This is a genomic window from Rathayibacter sp. PhB151, assembly GCF_004366415.1.
Taxonomy (GTDB): domain Bacteria; phylum Actinomycetota; class Actinomycetes; order Actinomycetales; family Microbacteriaceae; genus Rathayibacter; species Rathayibacter festucae.
The window spans coordinates 1-15,566 of sequence record NZ_SOEN01000001.1 but is presented as its reverse complement, the minus strand read 5'-3'; the positions used below and the strand labels follow the sequence as shown (position 1 = coordinate 15,566).

The window sequence follows — 15,566 nt, the reverse complement described above, 5'->3', positions numbered from 1 at the left end:
GCGGGCCTATCCTGTCAGGGTGAAGATCCTCGTCCTCGGCTCGGGTGCCCGTGAGCACGCCATCATCACCGCTCTGCTCGCGGAGGAGGAGGCGCACGAGATCATCGCCGCCCCCGGCAACGCGGGGATCGCGCGCGACGTGGAGGTCATCCACTTCGACACCAACAGCCCGCGCCTGGTCAGCGACTTCGCGGTCGAGCAGGGCATCGAGCTCGTCGTCATCGGGCCGGAGGCGCCCCTCGTCGCGGGGGTCGCCGACGCCCTGCGCCGCCGCCGCATCCCCACCTTCGGCCCCGACCGCGCGGCCGCCGCCCTCGAGGGCTCGAAGACCTTCGCCAAGCGCGTGATGGACATGGCGCGCGTCCCCACCGGCCGGGCGACCCGCGTCTCGACCCTCGTCGACGCGACGCGCGTCATCGACGAGTTCGGCGCCCCCTACGTCGTGAAGGCCGACGGCCTCGCCGCCGGCAAGGGCGTGCTCGTGACCGAGTCGCGCACCGCCGCCGTCGCGCACGCCGAGTTCTGGCTGCAGTCGGGCGACGTGCTGATCGAGGAGTTCCTGGCCGGCCAGGAGGTCTCGCTCTTCCTCCTCTCCGACGGCCACGACGTCGTCCCGCTCTCGCCCGCCCAGGACTACAAGCGCCTCGCCGACGGCGACGAGGGCCCGAACACCGGCGGCATGGGCGCCTACTCCCCGCTCCCCTGGCTCGCGGACCGCTGGGAGAGCGAGCGCGCCTTCGTCGACGAGGTCATCGACACCGTCGCCATCCCGACCATCCGCCAGCTCGAGCGCGAGCGCACCCCGTTCGTCGGACTCCTCTACTGCGGCCTCATCGTCACCGAGGCCGGCATCCGCGTGATCGAGTTCAACGCGCGCTTCGGCGACCCGGAGACCCAGGTCGTGCTGCCGCGCCTGGTCTCCCCGCTCTCGGCGCTGCTCTTCGCGGCGGCGACCGGCGCGCTCGCCTCCGTTCCGTGGCCGGCCTTCTCGGAGGACGTCGCCGTGACGGTCGTGCTCGCCAGCGAGGGCTACCCCGAGAACGCCGCCACCGGGCGCGTCCTCGGCGGCCTGGAGGCGGCGGCCGAGGTCCCCGGCGTCACCCTCGCGCACGCCGCGACCCAGCTGGTCGACGGCCGCTTCGTCGCCACCGGCGGCCGGGTGCTGAACGTCGTCGCCCGCGGCGCCGACTTCGCCGAGGCGCGCGAGCGGGCCTACCGCGCCCTCGACCTGATCACCCTCGACGGCGGCCAGTACCGCCGCGACATCGCGCTGCGCGTCGCCGGGCACTGACGCCCCGCGCTCGCTCGCTCGCTCGCTCGCTCGCTCGCTCGCTCCGCAAGAGTTGTCGTACCCGCCGCACGGGTACGACGACTTCTGGAGAGTCGGTGCGGCGTCGGCGGACGGCTCCTCACGAGTCGTCGCAGCGGAGGCGCCGGTACGACAACTCTTGGAGAGCGGAGCGGGGCAGCAGGGGGGTCAGGCGGTGCGCAGGGGCGTGCGGCGGGTCGCAGACCACCAGAGCGCCGCGCAGCCGAGGACGACGGCGCTGCACAGGGCCATGACGGTGCGCGGCTCGAGGAGCAGGATCCCGAGCGAGACCAGGGCCTGGCTGAGGGCGATCGCGAGCATGGCGATCATGTTGTCGACGGCGAAGACGCGGCCGCGCAGGTCGTTCGCGGTGATCGACTGCAGGCCGTAGCCGCTGAGGCTCGCGTTCATGCTGCCGCCGATGTGGGCCAGCAGGACGAGGGCGATCGCGAGGACGACGGAGGTGCTGATCGACACCAGGGCGTAGCCGAGGCCGAAGAGGAGCACGGCGCCGACGATCCCGCCGCGCAGGTCGGGCGAGCGCTCCGCCGCGAACCGCGCGACGCGGGGCCCGATCACGGCGCCGACGCCGCGCGCGGCGAAGAGGAGGCTCGCGGCGACGGCGGGGTCCGCCGCCATCGTCAGCGCAAGCGCCGGGAAGAGCGCGATGGCGCCGTTGCCGAGATGGCTGCCGGGCTTCGCCAGCAGCAGGGCCGGGATCCGCCGGTCGGAGCGGCAGAAGGCGGCGACCTCGCGGACGTCGCGGGCGAAGCGGGCCGCTCCTCCGCGCCGCCCGGCCTCGCGCCCCGCCCCCTGCCCGGCCCCGCGCGCCGCGGGCAGTCCGAGCAGGAGCAGCGCGGAGAACCCGTAGGCGACGGCGGTGATCGCGAAGCAGAAGTACGGCGAGACGAGCGCGGAGGCGATGCCGCCCAGGGAGGCGCCGAGCGCGAGCATCACTCCCCAGACCGAGTTCAGCCCGGTGCTCGCGACGAGCAGGCTCTCCCGCGGCACGATCTGCGGGACGATCGCGTTGACGGCCGGGGTGAAGAACGCCTTGCCCGCCGCGAGCAGTCCGAAGGTGAGCACCGCGAGCCACGCGGTCGCCGCCGACTGCAGCAGGAACAGCGGCAGCACGGCGAGCGCCGACCCCGCCTGCGCGACGACCAGCACCGTCCGGCGCGACAGGCGGTCGACGAGCCCGCCGGCCCAGAGCGAGAGCACGGCGACGACCGCGGTCTCGGCCGCGAGCAGCAGTGCGCCGAGGGCGCCGTCGCCGGTCAGGCGCTGGAGCAGGACGATCAGCGGGATCATCGTGAACCAGTCACCGCCCTGGCTGACGATCTGGGCGAGGAAGACGCGGCGGTAGTCCGGGTTCGCCCGCAGGATCTTCCGGACGCTCTCGCGCGCGGTCGTCATCGCGGCGGGGTCCGTCCGGTCGGGTCGTGGCCGGGGGCGTCGCTGCGGATCGCCGCGAGGTCGCCGCGCCGGAACCGCGCGACCATCACAGCGTCCTCCTCCGAGAGCTCGAGCAGCTTCGGGGGCAGGAGGTCGAGGAAGTCGCAGGCCCGCGCGACGGCGACCCCGATCGCGTCGCCGGTGCCGCGCTGCACGGCGTTCGCGACGACCCGCATGTCACCGTGCACGATGTCCAGCGCCAGCTCCGGCAGGAGCTCCGGCGCGAGGCGCTGCAGGACGAGCGCGGTCTCGACCGCCATGGTCATCCGTGCCGCCGCGTTCGCCGGCTCGTGCAGGCGCTGCGTGATCGAGTGCGGACCGGACTCGCGCACCCGCCAGTGGTAGACCACCTCCGAGACGACGTCGACCGACGCGGCGCGCAGGTGCGCCTCGATCATGACCGGGCCGTCCTCGTACTCCGCCAGCTGGAACGCCAGCCCCGAGCGGTCCCAGAACGAGCGGCGGAACACCTTGTTCCAGGACATCCGGTCGAGGATCAGCGCGGGATCGCGGGTGAGGTGCGTTCCGAGCCGGGTCGCGGCGAAGACCTCCCGGTAGCGCGGGTGCGCCCAGACCCGGGCGGAGTCGAAGCGCCGCACGTCGCCGGAGGCGAAGTCGGATCCGCTCGCGCCGAGGGCGCGGAGGAGGTGGTCGTAGGCGCCGGGCGGGACGCGGTCGTCCGCGTCGCAGAAGGCGAGGAACTCGCCCTGCGCGGCGGCGACCCCGGTGTTGCGCGTGGCGCTCAGGCCTCGGTGCTCCTCGCTGAGGACCGTGACGCGCGGCTGCGACGCCGCGAAGGCGCGGGCCAGCGCGAGGGTGCCGTCCGTCGAGCCGTCGTCGACCACGACGACCTCGCCCACGTCGTCCCGGTCCGCCAGGGAGGTGAGGCACTCGAGGAGGTAGGCCTCGACGTTGTACGCGGGGACGACGATGCTCAGATTCTGCGGCACGGGGGTCAGCTCTTCTCGGAGGGTGCGGGGGTCGCGGGTGCGGGGACTGCGGAGGCGGGGACTGCGCAGGCGGGGGACTCGGCGGGGTCGAAGCGCAGGCCGGGGGCGGCGGGCCCGGCGGCCAGGGCCCGGGTCAGTCTCGCGGCGTGCTCGCGGAGCCGCTCGTCGCCGTCGCCAGGCGCCGCCTCGGGTCGCCGGCGCTCGAGGGCGATCGTCGCGGGCCGCGCGGACAGCACGAGGGTGCGCTGCCCGAGGCGGACCGCCTCGTCGACGTCGTGCGTGACGAAGACGATCGTCGGGGTGCAGCGGCTCCACTGCCGCAGGAGCACGTCCTGGGCGATCCCGCGGCTGTGCAGGTCGAGGGCGCTGAACGGCTCGTCCAGGAGGACGACGCGCGGGTCGGCCACGAGCGTCCGGGCGATCTGCGCGCGCTGGCGCATGCCTCCGGACAGCTGCTTGGGCAGCAGGTGCGCGGAGTCGGCCATGCCCACGCTCGCCAGCAGCTCGTCCACCCGGGCCCGCCGCTCGGCGCGCCCGACGCCCTGGAGCAGCAGCGGCAGCTCGACGTTGCGGCGCACGGTCCGCCACGGGAGGAGGGCGTCGTCCTGGAAGGCCATCGCCCGGCTCGCGTGCGGTCCGGTGACGACGGTGCCGCCGGCCCGGACGACTCCGCCCGAGGCCGGCTGCAGCCCGGCGAGGACGCGCAGGAGCGTCGACTTGCCGCAGCCGGAGGGACCGAGGACCGTGACGATCTCGCCCGCGCCGACGGAGAAGGACAGGTCCGCGAGCACGGGCCGGCCTGCCAGGGTGACGGTGAGCTCCTCCACCCGGAGCTCCTCGCCGCCGCTCACGATCCGCCTCGAGGCAGCCAGGAGGTCGCGCGCCGACCGAGCCGCTCGACGGCCGCGGAGGTCAGCCAGCCCAGCAGCCCGATCACCGTCATCCCGGCGACGACCGCCGGGTAGTCCACGACGGTGTAGGACTGCCAGGTCCGGTAGCCGATGCCGAACTGCCCCGAGATCATCTCCGCGGAGATGACGCAGACCCAGGCGACGCCGACACCGACCGAGAGACCCGCGACGATCCCGGGCAGCGCGCCGGGCAGGACGACCCGGGCCAGCACCTGGAGGCGACCGCCGCCCATCGTGCGCACGGCGTCCTCCCACGACGCGGGCAGGGCGCGGACCGCGTGCCGGGTGCTCACCGCGACCGGGAAGAACGCGGCCGCGAACGTGATCGCCACGATGCCCTGCTCGCTGGTCGGGAAGAGCAGGATCGCGATCGGGACCAGCGCGATGGCCGGGATCGGGCGGGCGATCGCCACGAGGGTGCCGATGCTGGCATCGGCGAAGCCGCTCCGGGCGACAGCGACGCCGACGACGGTGCCGAGGACGCCGGCGAGGACGACGCCGGCGCCGATCCGGCCGAGACTCGCCAGCACGTCCTGGTGGAGCGCGCCGGTCGCGATCTGGGCCTGCAGCGCGGCGAGCACCTCGGTCGGCGGCGGCAGCGTGCCGAAGGACAGCCAGAGCCGCGCTCCGCCGGTGGTCAGCAGCTGCCACAGCAGGAGCGCGAGCGCGACGGTGCCCAGACGCGTGGCGATCCTCAGGGCCGTGGTCCGGTGCTGTGCCGACGCGGGCGCGGGCGCGGTCGCGGTCGCGGTCGCGTCGGCGGTCTCAGAGCGCACGCGCACGGTCCACCGCCTCCCCGTAGGTCAGCGACTCGCCGCCGGGCTCCGCGTCGAGGAACTCCTGCGCCGCGGAGCGCGTGGCGAACGGCAGCAGGCGGTGGCCCGCCTCCGCGCCGGGGACGTGGACCCACTCCGACCGGTCGGCGAACCAGCGCGTGCCCGTGCTGTGGTCGGGCACGTAGGCCGCCCGCGGCGGGAGGGGCGAGGAGGCGAGCGCCGCGAGGAGGCACTCCGGGGTCGCGTGGAACACGGTCTGCTCCTCGCCTGCCGGCCACGCCTCGGACGCGGTCGCGGCGGCCCACTCGGTCACCGGGCAGTCCTCGTCCCGGACGAGCTGGACCGCCGGGTTCTCGAGCGACTCGGCCGCCGCGTCGTAGCCGTCGCCCCAGGCGGCGCGGAGGGCAGAGTCGTCCGCGAAGGACCCGGCGTCGAAGTCGACCGGGACGCCCGACGCGTCGAGGTACTCGGCGTCCTCCGCGAGAGCGTCCAGGAGCGGCTGCTTCAGCGTCGGATCGAAGGTGGCGATGCCGCCGGCCCCGTTGTAGAGGTGCACGACCTCGACCGGCAGACCGGTCTCCTCCGCGACGATCGTCGACGCCCGGAGCGGATCGGCGTGCAGGAAGCCGGTCGCCTCGATCATCGCGGAGAGGAAGGCGTCGACGACCTCCGGCCGCTCCTCGGCGAAGGCGCTGCGCACGACGACTCCGTGGAAGGTGGGCGCGCGGGTGGCGGCGCCGTCGACGAGGAGGCGGGCACCGCCGTCGTGGACCATCAGCCCGGGCCAGGAGGTGAACTGGGAGACGGCGTCGACGGATCCGGCCGTCAGGGCGGACGCGCCGACACTCGGCGCCTGGTTCACCCGGGTGACGTCCGACTCGGCGAGGCCGGCGCCGCGCAGGACGCGCGAGAGGAGGCCGTCGCCGGCGGAGCCCGTGCTCGTGGAGATCGAGGCGCCGCGGAGGTCCTCGATGCCGTCGGCGTCGGAGGAGGCGGGGACGACGATCCCGTTCAGGCCGCCGTCGATGCTGTACGCCGTGACCGCGATCAGCTCGGTCCGCGCCCGCTCGTGCGGCCTCGTCGTCGATGCGTTGACGACGAGGGGGAAGTCGCCCATCGAGCCGACGTCGACCTTCTCCGCGAGCATCTGCGCGGTGATCGGGGCGCCGGTGTCGTAGTCCTGCCAGGTCACGCGGTAGCGCACGCCGCCGCCGCCGAGCTCCTCGAGGGCCTTCTCGAAGAAGCCCCGCTCGCGGAGCAGCGTGCCGGCCGTCACCGTGTTGATGGTCCTGGACTGGTAGCCGATGACGACGTCGACGGTCTCCTCGCCCGGCGCCGTGCAGGCGGTGGCGAGGAGGACGGCGGTGAGGACGGAGCCGACGCCGAGGGCGCGGCGGAGCCGGCGCGGGGAGGGCCGGGCGGTGCGGAGGGTGCGGGCGGTGGGCGCGGTGCGGGTGCGGGTGGTCATCGGGTGCCTCCGTCGGCGTCGGTGGGGTGCGGCCGGAGCTCGACGGCGAGCGTGAGCACGGTCCCGGTGCCGAGGTCCAGGCGGTGGACGCCGCTCGGGAGGGAGCGCAGCCTCGGGACGCAGACCTCGGCGAGGATCGAGCGCGTGCCGAGGACGGTCCGCTTCTGCTCCGAGCGCAGGACCAGCTCGGTCGAGAGGGTCGCGTTCACGATCTGGCAGCAGTCGGCCGGCACGGTGATGACGCGGCCCGGCTCGGTGCAGATCAGGACGACGCCGACGTCCGTGCGGAGCAGGAGCACGCCGTCCCGGTCGCTCTCGCGGTGGGCGCCGGCGCCGTGGTGCAGGAGCGCGCGGTACCAGCGGTGCACGCGGAGGAGGCAGACGCGCTGGCCCGGATCGAGCGCGGTGAGGTCGCGTCCCCAGGCGGGGACTCCCCCGGCGACCATCCGCAGGGCGATGACGCACACCTCGGCGGGCGACGCCGAGCGGGGGAAGGTCTGGTAGTCGTTCAGCCCCGGCATCCCCCGGGCCTGGATGTAGTCCATCCGCACGAGGTTGGTCCGCGACGCGTACGGGGAGTCGCCGCCGCGCACGACCGAGCCGAGCCCGGCGATGGCGGCGGTGGCGTAGTCCTGCTTCATCTCGACGACGACCGGCCGCGGCTGCGCCTCGGTGATCGCCGCGCACTCGGCGAGGACGCGGTGCAGTCCGACGATCGTCGAGCCGAGGTCGTGCGCGTGCTCGGGGGACTCGCACTCCTCGGACGGCAGCCAGTTGAAGAGGTCGTACTTGACGCCGTCGAAGGGGTGGCGCCGGAAGAGGTCCCGCACGACGTCGACCATGACCTGCCGGGCGCGCTCGCTGCGGAAGCACAGCGAGTAGAACATCGTCGGGTTCAGGATCGGGGCACCGAGAGCGTCCTGGACGAGGAGGTCGCCGACCCGCCCGAACGCCGCGGAGGCGGGACCGACGGCGTGCGGGGCGCACCAGATGATCACCCGGCTGCCGAGCGCGTGGATCGACTCGATCAGCCACGGCAGATCCGGGTACTTGACCGGATCGGGGGTCCAGTCGCCGATGTCCATCGGCACGTCGTAGCTCGAGTCCAGTCCGCGGCCGAACCAGCCGTCGTCGATGACGATGTTCGGGATCCCCAGCTCCGCGGCGAGGCGGGCGTTCCGCAGGACGAGCTCCTGCGTGACGTGCTCGGAGCTCCAGTCGACCCAGGTGCACCAGTAGGGCTCGAGTGCCTCGGGGCGGGTGGAGTAGCGCACGTCCAGGGCCAGCCGCTCGCAGGCGGAGAACCGCCGCAGCACCGAGCGCCAGTCGGCGTGCTGCGACGCGGGGAGGACGGCGATCCAGAACCGGTGCACGGCCTCGCCGTCGTCACCGGCCTCCGCGGTGTCGGCGAGGTGGAGCAGCGTGAACTCCACCCGCAGCCGGCGGAAGTGCACGTTCAGCGCCCGGTTCGACGCGGGCTCGTGCAGGGTGATGTCCATCTCCGCGGGCGCGGCGATCACACCCACGCCGTGGACGCCTCCGCCGAGCCGCTCGAAGACGTAGACCGGCGTCTTCAGCGAGTTCGCGCGCACCTGCAGGTCGCCGCTGAAGCGCCAGGCGGAGATCGGGTGGCTGCTGTTCATGTGCCAGCGGCCGGTGTCCGGGACGACGACGTGGTCGAGGTTGTCGAGGGTCGTCGTGTAGACGACGCTCACGTCGCGCAGCTCGGGGCGGGCGGGGAGGCGGACCTCGAGCAGCTCGTCCGCGGCGCCGGTGAACCGCCAGCCCGCCGGGACGGAAGTGCTGTCCGCGACGACGAGGCGGCCGTCGCCGGTCGCGATCAGCACGGCGCGGAATCCGACAGTCGTCCCGTCGACGCGCCGGGCGCGGACCTCGACGCTGCCGGCCGCGGTTCGCCGGGCCGTGCTGTCGCTGGATCCCACGGTGCGCTGCTTCCTTCGTCGGCGGTGCCCGGCGGAGTCGGCGGCGCCGCGGGGATCCGTGACCGTTCACGGAGCGCAGCGCCGCCTCGTGCCGCGACACGGTGATCCGCGCCGTTGCAGGCATGGTGACGTTAGCATCCGCGCGCGTGCAACACGTACCCGGGGGATCGGGTAGGGGCGCGGCGGGGCGGGCGCCGGTGTCGGCGGGGCGGTGTCGGCGGGGCGGGCGATCCCGGCCCGGGGTCAGCGCGCGGTCGCGACGATGTCGCGGAGGGCCTCGCCGAGGTCGGGGTGGGCGAAGGCGAAGCCGGCGTCCTCGAGGCGGCCGGGGACGACCCAGCGGCTCTTCAGCAGCAGCTCGGACTCGGTGCGCAGGGCGAAGGTCGCCGGCTCGAGGACGAAGCGCGGGGCGGGCAGGCCGATCCGCCGGCCGACCGCGGCGCGCAGGAGACGGGAGAGCTCGGTGTTGTCGCTGGGGTTCGGTGCGGCGAGGTTCACGGGGCCGTCGAGGGGCTGCTCCTCCAGGAACCGGATCGAGCGGTAGACGTCCTCGACGTGGATCCAGCTGAAGTGCTGGCGGCCGTGGGTGGGGCGGTACTCGTGGTGCACGCCGGCCGCGCGCCGGGCGCGGGTGGCGGGCCAGCGGCCGTCGAACTGCGGGCCGCCGAGGCCCAGGCGGGCGAGCTTCAGCAGGATGCCGGTGGCCGGGCCGTCGCCGAGCACGATCGTCATCCGGAGGGCGAGGCGGCGGACGCCGGGGGTCTCGCCGGCGAAGAAGGCCTCCTCCCAGGCGCGTGCGACGTCGACCGAGAAGCCCTCGCCGAGCACGCCGTCCCGCTCGGTGTTGGCTCGCTCCTCCTCGTGGCGGTAGATCGTGGCGGTGCTCGCGTTCATCCAGACCGGCGGCGGGGTCGCGGCGGCCGCGACGGCGCGGTGCAGCTCCTGCGTGGTGTCGATCCGGGAGCGCAGGATCTCGGCGCGGTTGGCCGGCGTGTAGCGGCAGTCGACGCTCTTGCCCGCGAGGTTGACCAGCAGGCGGGCGCCGTCGAGGGCCCGGGTGATCGCGGCGGTGTCGCCCCAGCGGGCGTCGGGGCCGGAGCGGCCGATCCGGCGGACGGTCCAGCCGTCGGCCTCGAAGCGGCGGGCGAGGTCGGTGCCGAGGAAGCCGCTCGCTCCGGCGAGGACGACGACGGGGCGCGCGGGGTCGGGCATGCGTTCATCGTGCCGCATCGGGGCGGTCGAGGGTGCGTCGCCGAGGCGTCAGAGTCGGCGGGCCGCTGCCAGCGCACCGGCGAGGCGCTCCGGGAAGCCGGGCGGGACGTCCTCGGGCAGGGCGTCGACCGGCCACCAGGCCAGGGCGTCGCTCTCGTCGCTGACGGCGAAGGGCTGCGCGGGGTCGGCGATCGCGCCGTAGCCGATGTCCCAGTGGGTGCTGCAGCGGCCGAAGCCGCCCCCGAGGCCGTGCCGGTCGAGGTCGAGCGGGACGGGGCCGAGCAGGGTGAGAGCCGGCAGGCCGCTCTCCTCGCAGGCCTCGCGCTCGGCGGCGGCGGGGACGGAGGCGTCGGCCGACTCGACGTGCCCGCCGAGCTGCACCCAGAAGCGGCCCTTGCGGTGGTAGCAGAGCAGCACGCGGTCGAGCGCGGGCGAGAGCACGAAGCAGCTCGCGGTGACGTGCTCGGGGCCGCCGTCCCGCTCGAGGGCCGCGTCGCCGTGCTCCGCGAGGAAGGCGAGGTACTCGTCCCGCAGCCCCGCGAGCGCCGCGGGCGCCGCCCACTCCGCCAGCTCACTGCTCAGCCTGCCTCCACGCGCGTTCTCCACCCGCACGAGCGTAGGCGAGAGCCCCCTCCCGCGAGATGCCACTTGAGTACGCGACACGCCGAGGAAGGCGTACCCAACTGGCATCTCGCGGGGAGGGCCGGGGCGCGCGCGCGGCGGCTGTCCGCGAGATGCCACTTATGAGGGCGACACGCCGAGGCGGAAGCTCATAAGTGGCATCTCGCGGAGACGGCCGGGGGTCCGAGCCCCGGCGGCAGCCCCCGAGATGCCGGTTCGGTACGCGACACGCCGAGGGAGGCGTACCCAAGTGGCATCTCGCGGGGAGGGAGGTCAGACGGCCAGGCCCGAGAGGCCCTCGCGGTCGACGCGGCGGTGGAAGCGCATGCCGGCGAGGCCACCGAGGACGGCGCCGACCAGGGAGACGACCAGGGCGGCGAGGACGGTCACGATCGCGGTGACGGTGGCGTCGCCCGCGTCGAGCGGGATCTGCGGGAAGCCGCTGACGGCGGAGAGGATCTGGCTGCCTCCGGTGAGCGCGGAGACGATGCCGACGACGATCGCCACGACGACGGCCCAGGCCCAGACCGCGACGCCCTGCTTGGCGCCGCTGAAACGGGCCATCCGGCCGGCGACGTAACCGCCGGAGTAGTAGGCCACGAGGAGGATCACGAGCAGCGCGATCGCGCCGACCCAGCCGAAGGCGGCGGGGTCCGCGGCCAGGTCGGCCGTGACGTCCTGCGTGCCGACGACGGCCGCGCCGATCGCGGTGACCAGGGCGGTGAGGATGACCGCGAGGCCGGTCGCGGCGAGCCAGCCGAAGAAGGCGCAGCCGATCTTGAGGCCGCCGAAGCGGTCCTTCTCGCGCTGGTGGATGTCCTTGCGGGCGGCGGTGCGGGCCTTCGCGGCCTCCGCGGAGTCGGGGTCGACGGGGGCGCGGTGCGCGGCGGGCTGGTCGTCGGGGGCGGTGGTCGCGGTGGCGCCCGTGGCGGTCGAGGCGGTGCTCGTCGTGTCGAAGCGGGCGGTCGCGTCCCGGTCGCTGCGGGTCGGGTCGCTGCTGTCGGAGCCGGGGCCCCGATCGGTGGGCGTGCTCATGTCGGCCTCCTCGTGCGCCCCGGTGCGGAGCGTCGGCTCAGTCAACTCCCCGGGTACGTCGGGTGTCGCGGGCTTGACGGGGCGGATCGGCCGGTGGGCCGGATGCTCATCGGGATCGCCGCCCCATGCTGATCGAGTAGCCCGCGCAGCGGGCGTATCGAGATCCACTGTCTTCAGCAGGCAGGTCTGCAGGGCCGGACTGCTGACGGTGGGTGGGTCTCGATACGCCCCTGCGGGGCTACTCGACCAACATGTACGCGCACGGCACGGGGGGGGGCATGTTCGCGCACGGCCGCGCACGGCTCGGGCGCGGCCGAACGGGCGTCAACCCCGTTCCGCCGCGCGGCGGGAGCGGCTTGCATGGGGAGACCGACCCACGACGAGAGGGAGCATCATGACTCCGGAATCCCCTGAGCAGACCCCGCCCGGTACCGAAGGCCAGCTGACGCCGAAGGCCGACCACGGCGAGACCAGCTACCGCGGCTCGGATCGCCTGCACGGCAAGGTCGCCCTGGTCACCGGCGCCGACAGCGGCATCGGCAAGGCCGTCGCGATCGCGTTCGCCCGCGAGGGCGCCGACGTCGCGATCTCCTACTTGAACGAGCACGAGGACGCCGAGGACACCGCGAAGTGGGTGCGCGAGGCCGGCCGCGAGGCGCTGCTCCTGCCCGGCGATCTCCAGGACCCGGCGCACTGCCGCTCCGTCGTCGCCGAGACCGTCGAGAAGCTCGGCCACCTCGAGGTGCTCGTCAGCAACGCGGCGTTCCAGATGAGCCGCGAGGAGGTCACCGACATCCCCGACGAGGAGTGGGACCGCACGATCGCGACGAACATCAGCGCCTACTTCCACCTGGTCAAGTCCGCGCTGCCGCACCTGAAGAGCGGCGCCTCGATCATCGCGACGAGCTCGGTGCAGTCGGATCAGCCGTCGTACCAGCTTCTGCCCTACGCGGCGACGAAGGCCGCGATGCTCAGCATGACCGCCTCGCTCGCGCAGGCCCTCGGCGAGAAGGGGATCCGCGCGAACGCGGTCGCCCCGGGCCCGATCTGGACCCCGCTCATCCCGGCCACCATGCCGCCGGAGGCCGTCGCCTCGTTCGGCGAGCAGGTCCCGCTCGGCCGCCCCGGCCAGCCCGCCGAGGTCGCCCACGCCTACGTGCTGCTGGCCTCGGACGACGCCAGCTACATGAGCGGCTCGACGATCGCCGTCACCGGCGGGAAGCCGATCCTCTGAGCACCGCCACGCGGAGCCTCCGGAGCGCCGCTCACCCGCAGGAACGTGCGGTAGGTTCCCGCGGGTGAGCGTCCACATCCGCAGCATCGAGACGGCCGTCCCGCCCACGGTCCTGCACCAGCCGGCGCTCCGCGACCTCTTCGCCGCGCAGCCCGCCGTCACCCGCCTCGGCTCGCGGCTGATCGGCGCGGCCTTCAACGCCTCGGGGATCGACACCCGGCACACGGTCGTCGACGAGCTGGACGGCGAGGAGCGCGAGGGCGAGAGCACCTTCTACGACGCCCGCTCCGGCCTCCTGCTCGACCCGGGCACGGCCGCGCGCAACGCCGTCTACACGGCCCGCGCTCCGGAGCTCTTCGCCCAGGCCGCCCAGCGCGCGCTCGACGCCGCCGGCTTCGCGCCGGGCGAGGTCACGCACGTGGTCACCGTCTCCTGCACCGGCTTCTACGCGCCCGGGCCCGACTACCAGCTGGTCCGCGCGCTCGGACTGCGGGTCTCGACGCAGCGCTTCCACCTCGGCTTCATGGGCTGCTACGGCGCCTTCCCCGGGCTCCGCGCCGCCCGCGCGTTCTGCGAGGCGGACCCGTCGGCCGTCGTGCTGGTCGTCGCGGCGGAGCTCTGCAGCATCCACCTGACCAGCTCCAGCGACGCGGAGCAGATCGTTGCCACCTCCGTCTTCGCCGACGGGGCCGCCGCCGCGGTCGTCACCGCCCGCGCGCCCGAGCCGGGCACCGCGGTGCTCGACATCGACGAGCTCGACACGACCCTCACCCCCGAGGGCGAGGACGAGATGGCCTGGACGATCGGCGACCACGGCTTCACCATGCGGCTGAGCACCTACGTGCCGTCCATCATCGGCACGAACATCACCGCCGCGCTCGAGCCGATGCTCGGCCTCGGCGGGGTCGGCGCCGCGGACGTGCAGCGCTGGGCCGTGCACCCGGGCGGGCGGAGCATCCTCGACCGCGTGCAGTCGGCGATCGGCCTCTCGGACGAGCAGATGCGGCCCTCGCGCGAGGTGCTGCGGACGGTCGGGAACATGTCGAGCGCGACCGTGCTGTTCATCCTGCGCCGCCTGCTGCACGGCGAGGCGGCCGCCGGCGAGCGGATCGGCGCGATGGCGTTCGGACCCGGGCTGACCGTCGAGATGGCGCTGCTGACCAAGCGCGGCGGGGCGTGAGCGCCCACGCGCCGCTCGTCCCCGACCTCCGGCACCGGGAGACGGACGCGCAGGAGCTGATGGACGATCCGTCCTGCGACCGCGCGCTGCTCGACGCGACCTACGCGCGGTTCGGCACGGTGAACCGGCTCGTCTCCGGCTGGCGGCGGCTCTACCGGACCCGGCTGCGCCCGCTGTTCCGGAGCGAGGAGCCCCTGCGGCTGCTCGACATCGGCTCGGGCGGCGGCGACATCGCGCGCTCGCTCGCCGACTGGGCGCACGCGGACGGGCTGCGGCTCGCGATCACCGCGATCGATCCGGACGAGCGGGCGTTCGCCTTCGCGACGTCGACGCCTGCGCCGGCCGGGCTCGAGTTCCGGCGGGCGAGCAGCGCCGAACTGGTCGCCGAGGGCGCGCAGTACGACATCGTGACGTCGAACCACCTGCTGCACCACCTGCCGGCCGAGGCGCTCCGCGCGCTGCTCGAGGACAGTGAGCGGCTCGCTCCGCGCGCGCTGCACAACGACATCGAGCGCTCGCGGCTGGCGTACACCGCGTACGCGGCGGCGACCCGGCCGATCGCGGCGGGGTCGTTCCTGCATTACGACGGGTCGCTGTCGGTGCGGCGGAGCTACACGGCTCCGGAGCTGCGCGTGCTGGCGCCCGAGGGCTGGCGCGTGGAGCGGGCGGCGCCGTACCGGCTGCTGCTGGCGCGCGGGTAGGGCGCGCTGCGGGCTGGGCTGCTCGGCGACACGCGGCCGGGCTCACGCGCGGGCGGACCGCTGACCGGGGCCGGCGGCTGAGGGGGAGCGGGTCGTGCCCGCCGGTTGGCTGAGCGCGGGCTAGCGGTGGGGGCGCTCGACGTCGTCGCCGGGCGTGCGCTCGTCGGGGCCGTGCGAGCGGCGGTACTGCCAGCCGGCGAGGGCGAGGATCAGCACGCCGCAGAGGACGGTGATGATGTCCGGCACGGAGACCCCGTCGCCGAGCGAGCTGATGCCGGCGCCGAGGAGCAGGACGCCGCCGATGAGGTAGAAGATGACTCGCGTTTTCATGGCCTCGTCGCTTTCGTCCGCCGGAACAGGCCCTGCGATGCTACCCGGTCGCGCCGGACGGCGGCCGGGCGCGGGTCCAGGCTGTGCTGGACCTCCGGCACGCGGAATCGGCTCCGGCACGCTCAAATGCGTCGGAACCGCGAGCCCGGGGTGGAAGCACGAGCCGAACGTCGTGACGCGCGAGCTCCGGCACGCGGAAACACCTCCGGCACGCTGAAATGCGCCGAGATCGCGAGCCCAGAGCGGAAGCGCGAGCCGAACGTCCGAGCGGAGTGCGTCCGGGACGCGAGAAGGTCACCTCGTCAGGGGGGACGCTCCATGCTGATCGAGTAGCCCGCGGAGCGGACGTATCGAGCGGCGAAGCCGCTTCGCGTCTCGGTGGTGAGGGAAAACTGCTTGTGGCTGGGCGGGTGTGGTTCGAAGATGGTGGTGTCGTGGTCG

At 74.3% G+C, this 15,566-nt stretch carries 14 protein-coding genes; 4 read left to right on the top strand and 10 right to left on the bottom strand.

Going from position 1 to position 15,566, the window contains the following annotated elements; all coding sequences use genetic code 11:
• The first annotated feature begins 19 nt into the window (after nucleotides 1-19).
• A complete protein-coding gene (purD, locus tag EDF35_RS00070; RefSeq protein WP_133960377.1) occupies nucleotides 20-1,291 on the top strand; it encodes a phosphoribosylamine--glycine ligase in 1,272 nt (423 codons plus the stop codon).
• 186 nt (nucleotides 1,292-1,477) lie between these two features.
• Here purD and EDF35_RS00065 read toward each other — a convergent pair whose 3' ends face one another.
• From EDF35_RS00065 to EDF35_RS00025, 9 genes are all read right to left on the bottom strand, one after another.
• A complete protein-coding gene (locus EDF35_RS00065; protein ID WP_133960376.1) occupies nucleotides 1,478-2,725 on the bottom strand; it encodes an MFS transporter in 1,248 nt (415 codons plus the stop codon).
• Entirely contained in the window at nucleotides 2,722-3,714 is a 993-nt protein-coding gene (locus EDF35_RS00060; RefSeq protein WP_166673962.1) for a glycosyltransferase family 2 protein, read from the bottom strand. The genes EDF35_RS00065 and EDF35_RS00060 overlap by 4 nt, the downstream gene beginning before the upstream one ends.
• 5 nt (nucleotides 3,715-3,719) lie before the next feature.
• On the bottom strand, nucleotides 3,720-4,541 hold the full coding sequence (locus EDF35_RS21340; protein ID WP_208322985.1) for an ABC transporter ATP-binding protein: 822 nt from the start codon (nucleotides 4,539-4,541) through the stop codon (nucleotides 3,720-3,722).
• Nucleotides 4,542-4,561: 20 nt separating this feature from the next.
• Nucleotides 4,562-5,401 (bottom strand): ABC transporter permease, encoded by an 840-nt coding sequence (locus EDF35_RS00050; RefSeq protein WP_243839794.1) that lies wholly within the window; start codon nucleotides 5,399-5,401, stop codon nucleotides 4,562-4,564.
• On the bottom strand, nucleotides 5,391-6,869 hold the full coding sequence (locus EDF35_RS00045; RefSeq protein ID WP_133960373.1) for an ABC transporter substrate-binding protein: 1,479 nt from the start codon (nucleotides 6,867-6,869) through the stop codon (nucleotides 5,391-5,393). Before EDF35_RS00045 ends, EDF35_RS00050 begins: the two co-directional genes overlap by 11 nt.
• On the bottom strand, nucleotides 6,866-8,812 hold the full coding sequence (locus EDF35_RS00040; RefSeq protein WP_133960372.1) for an alpha-galactosidase: 1,947 nt from the start codon (nucleotides 8,810-8,812) through the stop codon (nucleotides 6,866-6,868). The genes EDF35_RS00045 and EDF35_RS00040 overlap by 4 nt, the downstream gene beginning before the upstream one ends.
• Before the next feature lie 243 nt (nucleotides 8,813-9,055).
• Complete coding sequence (locus tag EDF35_RS00035; protein WP_133960371.1) at nucleotides 9,056-10,024, bottom strand: DUF1731 domain-containing protein; 969 nt, start codon at nucleotides 10,022-10,024, stop codon at nucleotides 9,056-9,058.
• A 48-nt stretch (nucleotides 10,025-10,072) separates the two neighbouring features.
• Nucleotides 10,073-10,630 carry an NUDIX domain-containing protein gene (locus tag EDF35_RS00030; protein WP_243839793.1) on the bottom strand — a complete coding sequence of 186 codons (558 nt, stop codon included), beginning with the start codon at nucleotides 10,628-10,630 and terminating at the stop codon, nucleotides 10,073-10,075.
• A gap of 288 nt (nucleotides 10,631-10,918) precedes the next feature.
• Complete coding sequence (locus tag EDF35_RS00025; protein WP_133960369.1) at nucleotides 10,919-11,680, bottom strand: hypothetical protein; 762 nt, start codon at nucleotides 11,678-11,680, stop codon at nucleotides 10,919-10,921.
• A 394-nt stretch (nucleotides 11,681-12,074) separates the two neighbouring features.
• Here EDF35_RS00025 and EDF35_RS00020 point away from each other — a divergent pair, with 394 nt between their 5' ends.
• From EDF35_RS00020 to EDF35_RS00010, 3 genes are all read left to right on the top strand, one after another.
• Nucleotides 12,075-12,914 (top strand): SDR family oxidoreductase, encoded by an 840-nt coding sequence (locus EDF35_RS00020; protein ID WP_133960368.1) that lies wholly within the window; start codon nucleotides 12,075-12,077, stop codon nucleotides 12,912-12,914.
• 64 nt (nucleotides 12,915-12,978) lie between these two features.
• Complete coding sequence (locus tag EDF35_RS00015) at nucleotides 12,979-14,094, top strand: type III polyketide synthase (RefSeq protein WP_133960367.1); 1,116 nt, start codon at nucleotides 12,979-12,981, stop codon at nucleotides 14,092-14,094.
• On the top strand, nucleotides 14,091-14,795 hold the full coding sequence (locus tag EDF35_RS00010) for a methyltransferase domain-containing protein (protein WP_243732965.1): 705 nt from the start codon (nucleotides 14,091-14,093) through the stop codon (nucleotides 14,793-14,795). Before EDF35_RS00015 ends, EDF35_RS00010 begins: the two co-directional genes overlap by 4 nt.
• A 120-nt stretch (nucleotides 14,796-14,915) precedes the next feature.
• Here the strand turns inward: EDF35_RS00010 and EDF35_RS00005 are convergent, their stop codons facing one another.
• A complete protein-coding gene (locus tag EDF35_RS00005) occupies nucleotides 14,916-15,125 on the bottom strand; it encodes a hypothetical protein (protein ID WP_123706287.1) in 210 nt (69 codons plus the stop codon).
• Nucleotides 15,126-15,566: the final 441 nt, after the last annotated feature.